Genomic DNA, 14,085 nt, shown 5'->3' on the forward strand with positions numbered 1-14,085 from the left:
ACTTCCTCTCTCGGGCCGATCGGGTCAGGGCTGGAAGAGCACCTTCACGGCGCCGTCCTGCTTCTTCTGGAACATCTCGTAGGCGCGCGGGGCGTCGTCCAGCGAAACGTGGTGCGTGGCGAAGGTGTCGACCCCGAGGACGTCGGCGTCGTCCAGGAGCGGCAGGATCTCGGGCACCCAGCGGAGGACGTTGGCCTGGCCCATGCGCAGCTGGATCTGCTTGTCGAACAGCGTCAGCATCGGCATCGGGTCCGCCATACCGCCGTACACGCCGGACAGGGACACGGTCCCGCCGCGCCGCACCAGGTCGACGGCGGTGTGCAGCGCGTCGAGGCGGTCCACGCCGGCCGTCTCCATGAACTTGGCGGCGACGCCCTTGGGCAGGAGCGATGCCATCTTCTGGAGCGCCTTGGCCGTGCCGTGTCCGGAGGCCTCCATGCCGACCGCGTCGATGACGGCGTCGGGGCCGCGTCCGTCGGTGCGGTCGCGGATCTGCTCGGCGAAGTCGTCGTCGGCGGGGTCGAACACCTCCACGCCCCAGGTCTCCGCGCGCGCCCGGCGCTCGGGGACCGGGTCCACACCGAACACCTTGCCGGCGCCCAGGTGGCGGGCGACGCGGCAGCACATGTCGCCGATCGGACCGAGCCCCAGGACCGCGACCGAACCGCCCTCGGGCACGTCCGCGTACTTGACGGCCTGCCAGGAGGTCGGCAGCACGTCGGACAGGTAGAGGTAGCGGTCGTCGGGCCCGATGTCGGAGACCGGGATCGCGTTGGCGTCCGCGCGCCGCACCCGCATGTACTCGGCCTGCCCGCCGGGCACCGAACCGTAGAGCGCGCTGTAGCCGTAGAGCGAGGCTCCCGTGCCCTGCTCGTCCACCCGGGTGTTGTCGCACTGCGTCTGCAGGCCCGACCCGCACATCGTGCAGTGGCCGCAGGAGATCTGGAAGGGGACGGCCACCCGCTGCCCCGGTACCAGGGAGGTCACCTCCGGGCCGACCTCCTCGACGATGCCCAGGGGCTCGTGGCCGAGGATGTCCCCCTCCTTCATGAAGGGGGTGAGGACCTCGTACAGGTGCAGGTCCGATCCGCACAGGCCCGAGCTGGTCACCCGGATGATCGCGTCCCCCGGCTCCTCCACCCGCGGGTCGGGGACGGTCTCCGTCCGGACGTCCCTCGTCCCGTTCCACACGACTGCCTTCATGTCTCCCCCAGGTGTGGTCTTCTCCGGACGCACCCGCGGAGCCGCAGGAGCCCGGTCATGGACAACTGCCCCGGGGAGAACCGAGCTGCCCCGAGGCAGCCGTGGAACCGCCACTACCCGAGCCGCCCCCGCGGAAACGCCGGGCGACACGTCGCGGCCGCAGTGCTTGGCGGGGGCGCGGCGGGTTGGTGTACTCGCATCGCGGCCCGAGCCCGGTCCGCGTCGCGAGAGGAGGAGGCATGGTGGGTACGGAGAAGCAGCTGGCGGTGCTGCGCAAGCCCTCGTTCGGGCACGTGGCCACGCTCGGTCCGCACGGGGAACCCCAGGTGAGCCCGGTGTGGATCGACTGGGACGGGGAGTTCCTCGTGTTCAGCCAGACCACCACCCGGCAGAAGCTGAAGAACCTCAGGCGGGACAACCGGATCTCCGTCTCGGCGACGGACCCCGACGACCCCTACATGTACGTGGAGGTGCGCGGGGTGGTGGATCGGGTGGAGGACGACCCGGACAAGTCCTTCATCGACAGGATGGCCAGGAAGTACCTGGGCACCGACTACCCGTGGCACAGCGACGACGAGACCCGCGTGATCGTCTACGTGCGCCCGGAGAGGTTCGTCGGACGCTGACCCCTCAGGCCCGGGGACCGGAGGGTCTCGGGGGTGATGTCAGGGGCGCTCCAGGGGCGTTCCCGGATGTGCGGTGCGGTGTCCGGCGGGCAGTGTGGAGGTATGAACCAGAACTTCCAGGGCAAGCGCTTCAGGCGCAGCAACGACAGCCGCATGCTGACCGGCGTGTGCGGCGGCATCGCCGACTACCTCGGTATCGACGCCACCGTCGTCCGGCTGGTCTTCGTGGTCCTCACGCTCCTCGGTTTCAGCGGGGTGTTCGTCTACATCCTCGCCTGGCTGATCATGCCGGCCGAGGGCGAGCAGTACTCCCTGCTGGAGGAGATCGTCCGCAGCTTCCAGGGGAAGCCGGGGCAGAGCTGATGTGGAGCCTCAGGGCGCACCCGGGATGGAAGAGGCGCGACCTGCCGGCCCCGGGCGGGGACCGCGGGGACGGGCGGCCCCGCGAGGACGGGCGCGAGCAGGGGCGCCGGGAGCGCTGACCTCCGCCGATGGAGGGCGGTGCCGGCGCTCCCGGCGTGGTTCGGGCCGTCAGGACGACGCCTCGGTCTCCTCCATCATGCGGGCCGTGTCCGCGGCCGTCCGCGACCACTGGACGGCGAGCAGCAGGGCGCAGGAGATGCCCCCGACCCCCGCCGCCACCACGACGGCGCTCGTCCCGAAGTACTCGGCGGCGGCGCCCGCGATGAGGATCCCGATGCCCTGCACGACCTGGAGCCCGGCGGCGACCAGGCCGAAGGCGAGCGCGCGGCCCTCCTTGGGGACGCACAGGACGAACGCCGCGTTGGCGACGAACTGGTAGGAGCCCGCGGCGCCGCACAGGATCAGGGCACCCACCATCGCCCACAGCGGCAGGTCGGTCAGCCACAGCAGCAGCGGGACCGAGGTGAACACGGCGAGCGGGCCGAGCAGCCGGATCCGGGTCGTGGGCGCGACGAGGCGGGTGAGCACGAGACCGCCGACCAGTGCGCCGATCGACGAACCCGCCATGATGAGACCGGCGGAGGCCTCACCGCCGCCCGCCTCCGCGGCCAGGGGCGTGGCGAGCCCGTAGGGGATCATGTACAGGCCGGCGAGCCAGGCCATCAGCGCCAGGGTGCGCAGGTCGGCCCGGCCGAAGACCAGCTTGGCGCCGCCGACGGCCATGGCCAGGAACCCGGTGTGCTCCCTGCCCTCGGGGTCGGGTGCCGGACGCGCGCGGACCCCGATCAGCACGATGAGCGCGGACAGCAAGAACAGCACGCCGTTGGACATGACGGTCAGGTGGGGGCCGACCAGGCCGACGACGACACCGCCGGCCACCAGGCCGATGAGCATTCCGACCTGGGACGTGAGCTGGATGATGGCGGTGCTGGCCACGTAGCGCTCGCCCTGGACGATCTCGGTCATCATCGCCGCCCGGGCCGCGGCGAAGGGCAGCGAGGGCAGGACCGAGCAGACGAGCAGTGCCCAGATGGCCCACACGGGCATTCCGGGGATGCCGATGAGCACGATGAACCCGGCCCGGACGATGTCGCACACGATCATGACCCGGCGCCGGGGGAAGAGGTCGGCCAGCCCGGAGAGGAAGGGGCCGATGACGGGGGGCAGGAAGGTGACGGCGATGGTGATCCCGGCCGCCAGGGGGGAGCCGGTGAGCTGGAAGACGAGAAGGCTGGTGGCGATGTTCAGCAGGTTGGCGCCGATCATCGAGAGTGCGTGGGCGAGCCAGACGGCACGGAACTCGCCGATCGACATGACGTCGCGGTAACTGCTGCGCCAGTCGCCCTGGGGGGTGGACCCCGAGGGCTCGGAGCCCTCGTTGTCAGACGCGTTGTCGAGGCGCGGATTGGCCATCCGGCACTCCCTTACTGTTACAGGGTTGAAATCACTCTGTGTCGTGTCTCAATGACCAACCGTCCCGGAATGTGGCCTGGCTCGCAAGCCGTCGCGGCAAATTCGTGTCTGATTCGTTGCTATGGGTAGTGGAAAAAAGGGAAGGGCGCCAGGGGCGAACGACCTGCGAAAAGGCGCGTTTCCCCAGGTCGGGGCAGTCTCTGCTGGGGCTTCCGGGAAATATGTGGACAGGCTTTGTGCGCACTGAGTTCCTGCTTGTGTGCGGAGAGTATTCATCCTGGGTTCGGGAACCGAAATCACCCCCAGCCGAGCCGGTGCAGGCGCTCGTCGTCGATACCGAAGTGATGCGCCACCTCGTGCACCACGGTCACGAGCACTTCCTCGACCACCTCCTCCCGGGTCTCGCAGATCGCGCAGATGTTGTTCCGGTAGATGAAGATCTGGTCGGGAAGGACGCCGAAATAGGAGTCGCCGCGCTCGGTGAGCGGAATTCCCTCGTACAGGCCGAGGAGGCCCTCCGGGGACTCCTCCTGGACGGTGATCACCACGTTGTCCATGAGGGCGGCCAGTTCGGCCGGGATCTCGTCCAGGGCGTCGGCGACCAGCTCCTCGAACTCCCTGCGTGTCAGTTCCACCACGTCTGCCATTGTGCTGCCTGGCCGGTTCGGGCGGTAGCGGCCTGTGGAAACAATGTGAGGAGAGGCGACATAACACTCTGGATGGGGAGGAAACATGGGGAACGGTCCCCGTCAGCGGCATGATGGGGGAGTGTTCTCTTGGGAAGCGATCCGCGGGTACGACTACCGGGGGGCGGCCGGACGCCTCCGGGGGCGCCTGGCGCGGCTGCGCCGGGGCCGGGCCTGGAGGTGGACGTGCGTCGCCGCCGCGGGCCTGGTCGGCGGATGGCTCGGCCTGGCCCTCGCCGGCCAGGTCGTCACCCCCATCGGGCCGGCCGACGTCACTCTCACGCTGAGCCCGCAGTGGCACGGTGAGACCGTCGTCGACGTCGCGCCCCTGGGACGGCTCGCCTTCGACACCCATGGTGCCCCGCTGCGCCTGGAGGCGACGATCACCGACATCCGCCTCTCCGCCGCCCAGGAGATGTTCGCCGACCCCGAGGCCATCAACCGGATGGCCGCCGGGATCGGCGCCGACCTGAAAGCGGGAGTCATCGCCCTCGTCGTGCGCGCGCTGGTCGCCGCCGGGGTCGGCGCGGCCCTGATGGGGCTGCTGCTGTTCCGCAGCGTGTGGCGCGCCCTCGGCAGCGCGGCCGTCTCCCTGGCGGTGCTGGCCGGCTCGGGGCTCCTCGCCGTCAACACCTTCAACCCCAGCGCGATCGCCGAGCCCCGGTACACCGGTCTGATCGCGGGAGCCCCGCAGGTGGTGGGCAGCGCGGAGGAGGTCGTGGGCAGGTTCAGCGAGTACCAGGAGCAGCTCGCCGGGCTGGTGGGCAATGTCTCCATGCTCTACGAGGCCACGTCCACCCTGCCGGTCTACGACGAGGACGAGACGGTCGTCCGGGCGCTGCACGTGTCCGACATCCAGCTCAACCCGGCGTCGTGGAGCATCATCCGCACCCTCATGGACCAGTACGGGGTCGACCTGATCCTGGACTCGGGCGACCTCACCGACCGCGGCAGCGCGGCGGAGGACGCCTTCGCCGACGAGATCGGCAAGCTGGACGTCCCCTACGTGTGGGTGCGGGGACAGCACGACTCCGCCGGAACCCAGCGCGCCGTGGCCGCCCAACCGAACGCGGTCGTGCTCGACGACGAGGTCCGCGAGGTGGCGGGCCTCACCGTCTACGGCGCGGGCGATCCGCGCTTCACCCCGGACGCGACACGGCTCAACCCGACGGCCGAGGGCGTGGCGGCCCTCGGCGAGGAGCAGGCGGAGGAACTGGCCGACTCCGGCGACGAGGTCGACGTGGTCCTGATGCACACCCGCACGCAGGCGAACGCCTTCGACGGCATGGTGCCCCTCGTGCTGACCGGAGACGAGCACCTGCGCTCCACGGAGCTCTCCTCCCTGGGCACGCGCTTCCTCATCCAGGGCTCCACCGGCGGCGCGGGACTGAGCGGCCTCGACCACGGCAGCGGCCGCCCCACCCCGTACCAGGCGTCGGTGCTGTACTTCGACGCGGAGACCGGCCGTCTCCAGGCCCGCGACGACATCGACCTGGGCGGCCTCGGCCTGACGTCGGCCCAGGTGGAGCGCCACATCGAGGCGGACCCCGACCGCCCGGTCGGCGAGTCGGAGGAGGAGCCGTCCGAGGAGGCCCCGACCGACTGACGCGGCGCGGGAGGGGTGGGGCGGGGGCGGACGGGGCTCGATCTGCGCGTGATCTTGCTCCTGGTGGCAGCGTCGGTCGTCGACCGTGCCACCAGGAGCAAGATCACGGCGGGTCTCCCGGGCCGGCTCTCCGGGAGGATCCCCGCAGGCGGAGAGGGATCCGACACCTCCGGGGAATCCCCTTTGGTGTTGGTGGTGTTCCTCCCCTATGCTTGGTCTGTCACACGGGCCCCCATCGTCTAGCGGCCTAGGACGCCGCCCTTTCAAGGCGGTAGCGCGGGTTCGAATCCCGTTGGGGGTACGAAGCGGTTCAACCACTGTCGGACGTCTGGCAGAATGGAAACCGCAACGGAGCACGAGGCCGAAAACCTGGTGCGACAAGCAAGGTCCTGTGGAGCAGTTAGGAGTGCTCGCCACCCTGTCAAGGTGGAGGCCGCGGGTTCAAATCCCGTCAGGACCGCCGTCGCCGGCAACGGCGAACGCGGCTAGGTAGCTCAGTTGGTACGAGCGTCCGCCTGAAAAGCGGAAGGTCGGCGGTTCGACCCCGCCCCTAGCCACACATACTGAGCAGTACCGACGCCCGGAAGCCTTTGGCTCCGGGCGTTTTTGGTGTCACCACGGCGGTAGGCGCGCCCCGGACAGCTGTGCGGGCTTCTTTTCGCTCCCGTGGGCGCAGGCGAAGAGTGTGTGGTGGATCGCGCCCCTCCGCAGCAGGGGGCCGGAGGACCGTGCTGCCCACCGCACACCGATCGTCATGGCCTCGCCTGGTGGATGCGGTGCGGTGGGCGCCTGGGAGACGTTGTAAAACGCGGTGTTTCCCTGCTGTCCCCGGCGCTGCCCGGGGTGGTCTCGGCCGCCCCGGACAGGTAGAGTCATCGGCGGATGAGTACGCGGAAGGCCCCGGGGGATCACCCCCGGGGCCTCTCTGCTGCCTGGACCCTCTACCGGCGCACGGCACCCAGCAGCGCCGACCACTCCGCCCCCGGGATCGTGAAGTGCCCCAGCTCGGGGTTCTGGGAGTCGCGGACGGCCGCGTCGCCGCCGGGCAGGTCGGCGACCTCCACACAGTTCTGCGGGTTGCTGTAGCTGCTCTTGCGGAACTGCAAATCGCTTTCGGATGAGTACATGCTGTCTCCTAGCTGATCAGGGACCGTAGGTAGGCACCTACGCTGTCCGGATCCATCGCCTTCGCCGTGAGCCGGTCGAACAGCGCCCGGTACCGATCGATCTCCGGTGGCTTGTCGAGATACAGGCCATCAGTGTCCGTCTCCAGAAACACCGTCGCCATCCCCGGGCCTGCAGGGTCGTCATGCTCCAGGATGGCGAACGGACCGCCCATCCCGGGGTGCAACCCCAGACGTTCGGACCGGAGAATCTGAATCGTGACCGAGTTTGTGTCCTCGGCCAGATCAGCGAGGTGCCCCACCTGCCGGTGGTAGAGAGACGTGTCGGTCGCCGCGAGGAGCCTGACGGCGTGCTCGTCGATGATCGCCCACACCTCGGGCGGGTCCTCGCGGGTGAGGAGCTCCTGCCGGTGCGCGCGTGCCTCAACCACTCGGGCGACCGCGTCCGGGTCGCGGATGAGGGTCGCTTGTGCGACCGCAGCGGCGTACTCGGGGAGCTGGAGCAGGCCGGGGATGAACTGGGGCTCCCACAGTCGAAGCCGGGTCGCCCCGGCCTCCAGAGCGGTGTACGCGCCAGTGAGGACGTCATCGTAGCGGGCCCACCAGCCTCGGTGCCGGGACTGCCGGGTGAGGTCGAGGATGGCGTCGCGCTCGCGCGTGTCGGTGACGCCGTACAGCTCCAGGAGAAGCCTGATGTCGGTCACGGCCGGATGCTTTGAGCGGCCAGTCTCGATGTTGGAGATTTTCGTAGTGGACCACTCCAGAGCCGCGGCGGCCTGCTCTGCGGTCATGCCCGCGGACAGGCGCTTTGCTCGCATCTGCGCGGACAGCTGGCGTCTGGCGACTGGTGGGCTGCTCACGTCGACCTCCTGTAGGGACGTCGCTGATCGTATCGCCGATGATCCGGAACTGGGCATTTCGCAACTCCTCTATCGAAACACTCTCTATGGCGGTTATCGTTCTGGGTCTTGCGAATCGAAAGTTTTAAATACAGCATGGGCACTGTACTCATCCGCGCCGCCCTCATCCAGCGGCATCCGAGATCGAGGAGGCGCCTCGTGCGCTACCCGACCGCGCGCCGTACCCGCTCCGCCCGGGTCCGCCGCTACGCGCAGAACCCCCTCCCCCCGGCGGCGGCCGTCCCCGGCCCGCTGCTGTGGCCGGCGGCCCAGGGCCGCCACCACCGTCCCGCCGGGGAGGTGGCGGCATGATCTGGCGACCGACCCCCACCTGTCGGGAAGAGGCCCGGACCCCCCAGGGGCGGCCCTGTGTCTGCTGGCTGGACCGCGGCCACGACGGCGACCACGAGGACGCGGCCGGGTACCGGTGGGAGCCGCCGGGCGTGGCGCTGCGGCGCCTGCGCGACACCTGGGGCGGCACCCACCGGATCGCGTGGACCGGGACCCTGTGGATCGCCACGGCGCGGAGCCAGGCCGCGCCCTGGAGGACCGAGATCGAACCGACCCCGGCTCAGCTGGAGGACCGCCTCCGCCACAGGGGCAGCCCCCCGACCATCCCCGCCCCCCGATGACCCGCACCTTCAGGTGCATCCCAGGGGCCCAGGCGGCAGGGGAGCCGCCGGGCCCCACCCCCCGGCAGGGAGACCCGGGGGGAGGGGCTATCCCTCTGCTGCGGGAGGGATAGTCCCCACAATCCCCCGCGCGCCCGGGTGAGCCCCGGCCCCGGGCGCGCGGGACCCACTTCCGCGCCGGTCCGGTTGTGCCGGCGCGGAAGCGCACCGTGGGGGAGTGGAGACCCCCGCGGCGCGGGGGCGCCCCGATGAGGGACAGGGGGCGCCCCGCTCACACCCCCTCGCGGCTCCTACGTCACTGGGGAGCAGGGAGGGTGCCGCGCTCCGGGACAGGGACCGGGGAGGCAGCGGGGCCGCCTGCTCCTCAGAGCGCGCCCATCCTCCTTGCGAGCCCGGTGAGCGCCGTACCGGCGGGGTCCTGGATCACCATGAGGTCACCGACGACCTGCCGCACGCGGTGGTGCGAGCGGACCTGTTCAGGGGCGATCCGCTCGGCCTCCTCCAGAGCGGCCACGGCATCGTCCACGTTGCGGCGCTGGAGTTGGGCGCGGGCGACATCGATCAGGAGGCGGCTCCGGCGTTCGGGCGACAGGGCCGACACATCCACCTCTTCCGCCGCTCGCAGAGCCATCCCGGCGTCGCCCAGGTCCACGGCCACGGACACCTCGTGCAGGCCCACGTTCGCCGGACCGAACTCGGTGTTGAAGTCGTTGCGTCCTCCGCCGACGGCATCCGCGATCCGCTTGGCCTCGGCCACGTGGCGGTAGGCGATCGTCGCCTTGTCGCTTCGGGCTGCGGCGACCGCCCGTTGCAGCGTCAGAGCCCCGTAGACGGACATGGCCTCGGGGTTGCCCTTCTCAACGAGGTCACCCAGCGCCTCGCACGCGGTCCGCGCGGTGGCCTCCACCTGGTCGTGGCGTTGTGCGCCCTGGAAGGTCAGGCACAGGCGGAACTCGCCGGCCGCCATGAGGAGCGGGTCCTCCGCGCGCTCGGCCGCCGTGATGGCGCGGTCGGTGGCGATCCACGCGGCTTCGTGCTCACCCAGGCAGCAGAGCACGGAGGAGCAGGCTCCGTAGGCGGCGTTGAGGAACCGGAACAGCTCCGGACGCTCGCTGTCGGGAACTGAACGTGCGGCCGACTCCAGGTCGGGGATCAGTGATTCCAGGACCTCGGTCAGCTCCGTGCAGGCGCCGGCGTGTGTCAGCTCCCAGGCGTGATCGACCCGCCGGCGGAGGTCGTCCGGATCGACCGTCACCGGATTGCGGCTCAGCAGCGCGGCCAAGGCGTGCGATTCGCTCAGGACCAGGCGCAGGCGGTTGATGCCCGGAGGTTCTGCGTTGGAGGCGGCGACGACAGGGGCCTCGGCGGCGAGTTCGGAGACAGGGACATCCAGGACCTCGGCCAGCTTTTCGAGGACCACCATCCGGTCCACCTTGCGGACCCCGCGCTCGACCTGGGACACCCAGGTCTCGGAACGGCCGACGAGCCCGGCGAACTCCCGCTGGGAGAGTCCGCGCTGCCTGCGATGCTTGGCGACCTTGCGGCCCAGCGCCTTCTGGTAGTCCGTACTCACTCCTGCACACCCTTGGCGTCCACCAGGTCCAGGAAGTCCACGTCCACCGAGGCCAGGAACGCGCCGCGAGAGTCCAGGAAGCGTTTCACGTGCGGTTGCTCCTCGTGCGCCTCGAAGGCGGCGCGGTCGGCGTACAGCTCGTAGAAGATCCGCTCCAGCGGCCTGTCCTCCACCGTGTGGACCGCGTACACGAGCGTGCCCGGCTCGCTCCGGCGGATGTGCGGAAGCGTCTCCGCCACCAGGGCGTCGAAGCCGTCGGCGGCGGTCTCGTCCTTGAGCGTGAACCGCACAGACAGTCCGAACATGGGGCGCTCTCCTCACTTCGACTACAAGACCCGTACTTATTGTGCGTGCAAACGGATGCACCACAAGCGCATCCCATGTACGGTAGCCGCACTAATAGTACTAGTCATGCAGCTCGGTGCCCGCCCTCTGCGCTTAGAGCACGAGGTGAAACCCCATGCCCCTCCATGCAGACAGGTCCAACAGCACGGTGACCGTCCACCACGGGTGGTTCTACGGCCGTCCCGACCAGGTCGCGGCCGTGCGCGCGTTCGTCGCCGATCGCCTGGGCGGCTGCCCGGTGGTGGACGACGCGGTGCTACTCACGAGCGAGCTCGCGACCAACGCGATTCAACACTCGCCGTCCGGCTTGCCCGAGGCCGGATTCGGCGTCCTCATCGAGCACGAGCACGGCCGCAGCGTGCGCATAACCGTCCACGACGGCGGTTCTTATTTGGACGCCCCGTATGTGGCACAGCCCGAACCCGACGCCGAACACGGTCGAGGGCTGTTCCTCGTTGACGTGTTGGCCACCTCATGGGGCAGCCACGCCACTCTCTCCGGCCGCAAGACCTGGTTTCTTATTGACGAGTAAGTTTTTGGTCAATCTGTATAGATGAATCGGATTGCAGAAACCTTAATCCCTAAATTCCCATCTAGCGAGATGGGGGCCTGGGTGACTCGGGAATTCCTAGTATTCGCCAGAGACGCACGCATTAACGAAAGTCTCGCGAACTAGTTCCTCCCACTCGGGTGTAGGGCCGTATCCCCATGATCTGTTTGAGGGAATATCGTCATTCAGTGCAGAGTTTGCAGCCAGGCACAGATCTTCTGTTATTTCTTGTCCTTGTCCCCTGAAAAGCTTGTTCGTCTCAACGCCTCTCTGTGCCATCTCGAGTAGATATGCACTTCTGTCATCATAATCTGCGGCGCAGCCAGTGGTGATTGCAGAAGAAATCAGTGCAAGAAAAACTCTGGTTGGAAAACTAGTGCGCACGGCAACCGCCCCCTAATATTTTCCAGATGTGCAGGCGCCGACGAAAACTCTTTCTATAAGATTTTCCCAGTCTTCCTTGAGCTCTTCCCTATCTTCGATTTGCCGAGTTTCGATTGAGGGTTGATCTCTATTTAGGAGCCTGCTTGCTTCTATACACCGCTCTTCGGTTGCCTCTTCTCCTTCTGTGTCTTCAATGATCTTGTGAAATTCTACGCCCCGTTGCGCAACCTCTTCTAAATAACTGACCTTGTCACCATAGTTTGCATTGCAGCCTACGATGAAAAATAGCATTAACAGGGAACCGAAGCGCCCCATAGTGGAGAAACTCACTTCTTAGACTCCTCTCCGCCAGAGGAGGGTTGGTCGAGATTCTGTTCCCTCATCTTCTGATCCTGCCTTAAGCGGATTATTTCTTTGGAAAAAGTGAGAACTTTGCTGTCCTCTTCCCCACTCTCGTACCTGCCAACTTCCAAATCAAATGACTCAATTTCATGCTCGACTAGGTCTGCGGTTTGCTGGGCATAGAAGCTTCGTTCCTTGTACTTCCAATATCCTGCAAAGCCAGAGGCGATGCCGATGGCCAAGCTGTTTGCAGCAACAAACCAAGAATACTCCCTTACAAAAAACGAACTAGCTGCCGCAAAAGAACCTACCAGGGAGCCAACGATTACAACAGCCTGAACTAGATTGCTTACCCGGCGGTAGAACGCACTTTCCCGCCGCAGTTCTTCCACGTAGAATGCTGCGTCTTCCCTGTAAGATTTTCTTCTCTCCTGGACATTCGTTTCTTTGGTGGATGCTTTCTTTTTCTTCTCATCTCTAACCCTTCTTAGCTCGATCTCAAGCTGGCGGACGGTCCTGTAGCCATCTTTCGCTGTGGTCACCATGGAGTTGGCAACCTGCGGCTCGTGAATCTTTACTCCTGGATTAGCCCTGAGCGCTGACCCCCAAAAAAGCACGACCGCAAAAGAAGCAAGGATGACGAATTTAAAAAAAGGAGCGATCCCATCCCATTTTATGGCGAAGTAGTCAACGGCGAAAGCCAGGGCGCCCAATGCGCCAAGTGTTATCAGCAACGTTCCGTACAGAGATTTCCTTTTTGCGGAGTCGATGTAATTCTCGATCAAAATAATTTCATTATTTAGCTCAATTGTGCTCTTCTTTTCATTTTCCAATTTTCTACTCCTGTTGTATAATTTCTTTTCTCTGATGCTGCTGGTCTTGTATGTTCTGTGTTAAGTTTTTTGCTCGGGTGGTCGAATCTGGGTAGGTTTTTGAAAAATTTGTCTTCTCTAATGTTATAGAAAACCTGGTTTCAGGATCCTGCCTTTGCCGAGTTGAGCTGTATGGAATCAAGGCGACGGCACGAGCACCGTCGCAGCGGCCTACGGCCGTGCGCAGCAACTGTTGGACAGATCCGTACGGCGAGCGGGGCCATAGCTGTCCGACACATCTATGGTGACGTAGGGCATACACGCCTGTCAGGGCATTTGGTCCCAAAGGTCGATGACGTGCTCAGATCCCGAGGCACCCGATAGCGAAGTGCGACTGTCCCGGGTGACCGTCGCGTCGATATCGGGCGCCTCGGCCCGGAACCGTGGTTGCCGAAGGCCCGTGGCCGGGGCTGGACTCACCCGGACCCAAGCGGACATCCACCCCGCGGGCCAGCACGGCGACCCACCACCTACCCCGCCTGAAAAGCGGAAGGTCAGCGGATCGCCCCCGCCCCGAGCCACACATACTGAGCAGTACCGACGCCTGGAAGCCTTTGGCTCCGGGCGTTTTTGGTGTCACCACGACGGCCGGCGCGCCCGGGCAGCCGTGCGGGCCCCTCGCCGCTTCTGTGAGCGGACTTGCTGAGGGGTGATCCGTTCGGCCTCCCCTTTGCGGGGAAGTGAGGTCGTGGTACCTGTTCGCTGTGTCTGCGAACTGCCAGCGAACTGCAAGTAGCGCCAAATCTTGCAGTTGGGTCCGAGGCTGGGGGGAGGCCGCTGGTGTGGCCGCGAAGCCGCCGCGCTGGGCTGCGGGGGCCAAGGCGACGGCGTCCGTGCCCGTGTGTCTGCCTACACTGCTTCCGACCCCGCAGGCAGCGTCGTCGCTGCCATCGGCGCGCGGTGGAGCACGGTCGGAGGTGCGGTGGGGATCCCTGTGGAACTGGTCGGTGCCCAGGTCACACGGACCGCCTTCGACCACCAGGTGCGGATCACCTTCACCGCTCACGGCCCCGACGGGCGGGTCCGCCTCGGCGCTGAGCTGGTCGTCGAAACCGAGCTGTCCATGACGGACGCGGACGGCGGACAGGTGCTCCTGGTTCCGGGGACCGGCAGCCGCCTGGCCCCGCTGCTCGATCTGTTCACCAGGACCGTCACCGAGGTGGAGGTCACGGGGCGCGGCACTCTGCGGCTCGGCTTCGACGACGGCACCGGGCTGAGCGTCGACCCTGATCCCGACTACGAGTCGTGGAGCCTCTCCGGTCTCGGGCTCGATCCCGTTCTGGTGGGGCCGGGAGGGGAGTCCGGATGGCAGTGAGGTGATCTCAGTGAGTTTGCTTCTCGATATTGGTCAGAGCCAACGCGGCTTGCACGATCGCGCCAATTTTGGACGGGCTCATCGTGGTGTGG

General features: G+C 66.9%; 16 protein-coding genes and 3 tRNA genes. 10 read left to right on the forward strand and 9 right to left on the reverse strand.

Going from position 1 to position 14,085, the window contains the following annotated elements:
- Positions 1–24 precede the first annotated feature (24 nt).
- Complete coding sequence (locus FHS13_RS19205; protein ID WP_184293344.1) at positions 25–1,203, reverse strand: alcohol dehydrogenase catalytic domain-containing protein; 1,179 nt, start codon at positions 1,201–1,203, stop codon at positions 25–27.
- Positions 1,204–1,442: 239 nt separating this feature from the next.
- Between FHS13_RS19205 and FHS13_RS19210 the strand changes: the two genes are divergently transcribed.
- Entirely contained in the window at positions 1,443–1,829 is a 387-nt protein-coding gene (locus FHS13_RS19210; protein ID WP_184293345.1) for a PPOX class F420-dependent oxidoreductase, read from the forward strand.
- 102 nt (positions 1,830–1,931) lie between these two features.
- Positions 1,932–2,192: a PspC domain-containing protein gene (locus tag FHS13_RS19215; RefSeq protein ID WP_184293346.1), complete on the forward strand. Its 261-nt coding sequence runs from the start codon at positions 1,932–1,934 to the stop codon at positions 2,190–2,192.
- A gap of 168 nt (positions 2,193–2,360) precedes the next feature.
- Here the strand turns inward: FHS13_RS19215 and FHS13_RS19220 are convergent, their stop codons facing one another.
- Both FHS13_RS19220 and FHS13_RS19225 read right to left on the reverse strand, forming a co-directional pair.
- Positions 2,361–3,665, reverse strand: a complete 1,305-nt coding sequence (locus FHS13_RS19220) for an MFS transporter (protein WP_184293347.1) — start codon at positions 3,663–3,665, stop codon at positions 2,361–2,363.
- A gap of 296 nt (positions 3,666–3,961) precedes the next feature.
- Positions 3,962–4,312: a metallopeptidase family protein gene (locus FHS13_RS19225; RefSeq protein WP_184293348.1), complete on the reverse strand. Its 351-nt coding sequence runs from the start codon at positions 4,310–4,312 to the stop codon at positions 3,962–3,964.
- 121 nt (positions 4,313–4,433) lie between these two features.
- Here FHS13_RS19225 and FHS13_RS19230 point away from each other — a divergent pair, with 121 nt between their 5' ends.
- The 4 genes from FHS13_RS19230 (at position 4,434) to FHS13_RS19245 (ending at position 6,514) form a co-directional block, all read left to right on the forward strand.
- A complete protein-coding gene (locus tag FHS13_RS19230) occupies positions 4,434–5,957 on the forward strand; it encodes a metallophosphoesterase family protein (RefSeq protein WP_343065088.1) in 1,524 nt (507 codons plus the stop codon).
- Positions 5,958–6,185: 228 nt separating this feature from the next.
- Positions 6,186–6,258: transfer RNA gene (locus FHS13_RS19235), tRNA-Glu, on the forward strand.
- Between the two features lie 84 nt (positions 6,259–6,342).
- A tRNA-Asp gene (locus FHS13_RS19240) sits at positions 6,343–6,417 on the forward strand.
- Positions 6,418–6,440: 23 nt separating this feature from the next.
- Positions 6,441–6,514: transfer RNA gene (locus FHS13_RS19245), tRNA-Phe, on the forward strand.
- A 384-nt stretch (positions 6,515–6,898) separates the two neighbouring features.
- On the opposite strand, the gene FHS13_RS19250 is transcribed toward FHS13_RS19245, so the two are convergent.
- Complete coding sequence (locus tag FHS13_RS19250; protein ID WP_184293350.1) at positions 6,899–7,084, reverse strand: DUF397 domain-containing protein; 186 nt, start codon at positions 7,082–7,084, stop codon at positions 6,899–6,901.
- Positions 7,085–7,092: 8 nt separating this feature from the next.
- A complete protein-coding gene (locus tag FHS13_RS19255) occupies positions 7,093–7,998 on the reverse strand; it encodes a helix-turn-helix domain-containing protein (RefSeq protein WP_184293351.1) in 906 nt (301 codons plus the stop codon).
- A gap of 78 nt (positions 7,999–8,076) precedes the next feature.
- Here FHS13_RS19255 and FHS13_RS19260 point away from each other — a divergent pair, with 78 nt between their 5' ends.
- On the forward strand, positions 8,077–8,292 hold the full coding sequence (locus FHS13_RS19260) for a hypothetical protein (RefSeq protein WP_184293352.1): 216 nt from the start codon (positions 8,077–8,079) through the stop codon (positions 8,290–8,292).
- A complete protein-coding gene (locus tag FHS13_RS19265; RefSeq protein ID WP_184293353.1) occupies positions 8,289–8,612 on the forward strand; it encodes a hypothetical protein in 324 nt (107 codons plus the stop codon). Before FHS13_RS19260 ends, FHS13_RS19265 begins: the two co-directional genes overlap by 4 nt.
- Before the next feature lie 364 nt (positions 8,613–8,976).
- On the opposite strand, the gene FHS13_RS19270 is transcribed toward FHS13_RS19265, so the two are convergent.
- Positions 8,977–10,185 carry a helix-turn-helix domain-containing protein gene (locus FHS13_RS19270; RefSeq protein ID WP_184293354.1) on the reverse strand — a complete coding sequence of 403 codons (1,209 nt, stop codon included), beginning with the start codon at positions 10,183–10,185 and terminating at the stop codon, positions 8,977–8,979.
- Positions 10,182–10,490, reverse strand: coding sequence for a putative quinol monooxygenase (locus FHS13_RS19275; protein ID WP_184293355.1), 309 nt, complete (start codon positions 10,488–10,490; stop codon positions 10,182–10,184). Before FHS13_RS19275 ends, FHS13_RS19270 begins: the two co-directional genes overlap by 4 nt.
- A gap of 155 nt (positions 10,491–10,645) precedes the next feature.
- On the opposite strand from FHS13_RS19275, the gene FHS13_RS19280 reads away from it, so the two are divergent.
- Positions 10,646–11,062 carry an ATP-binding protein gene (locus tag FHS13_RS19280; protein ID WP_184293356.1) on the forward strand — a complete coding sequence of 139 codons (417 nt, stop codon included), beginning with the start codon at positions 10,646–10,648 and terminating at the stop codon, positions 11,060–11,062.
- 414 nt (positions 11,063–11,476) lie between these two features.
- Here FHS13_RS19280 and FHS13_RS19285 read toward each other — a convergent pair whose 3' ends face one another.
- Together FHS13_RS19285 and FHS13_RS21215 are read right to left on the reverse strand one after the other, a co-directional pair.
- A complete protein-coding gene (locus FHS13_RS19285; RefSeq protein ID WP_184293357.1) occupies positions 11,477–11,794 on the reverse strand; it encodes a hypothetical protein in 318 nt (105 codons plus the stop codon).
- On the reverse strand, positions 11,791–12,639 hold the full coding sequence (locus FHS13_RS21215) for a hypothetical protein (RefSeq protein ID WP_221443192.1): 849 nt from the start codon (positions 12,637–12,639) through the stop codon (positions 11,791–11,793). Before FHS13_RS21215 ends, FHS13_RS19285 begins: the two co-directional genes overlap by 4 nt.
- Positions 12,640–13,519: 880 nt before the next feature.
- On the opposite strand from FHS13_RS21215, the gene FHS13_RS19295 reads away from it, so the two are divergent.
- The gene (locus FHS13_RS19295; protein ID WP_343065089.1) at positions 13,520–13,993 is read left to right on the forward strand and encodes a DUF6188 family protein; all 474 of its coding nucleotides are present in this window, start codon (positions 13,520–13,522) and stop codon (positions 13,991–13,993) included.
- Positions 13,994–14,085 lie beyond the last annotated feature (92 nt).

Source organism: Nocardiopsis algeriensis (assembly GCF_014203695.1).
Taxonomy (GTDB): domain Bacteria; phylum Actinomycetota; class Actinomycetes; order Streptosporangiales; family Streptosporangiaceae; genus Nocardiopsis; species Nocardiopsis algeriensis.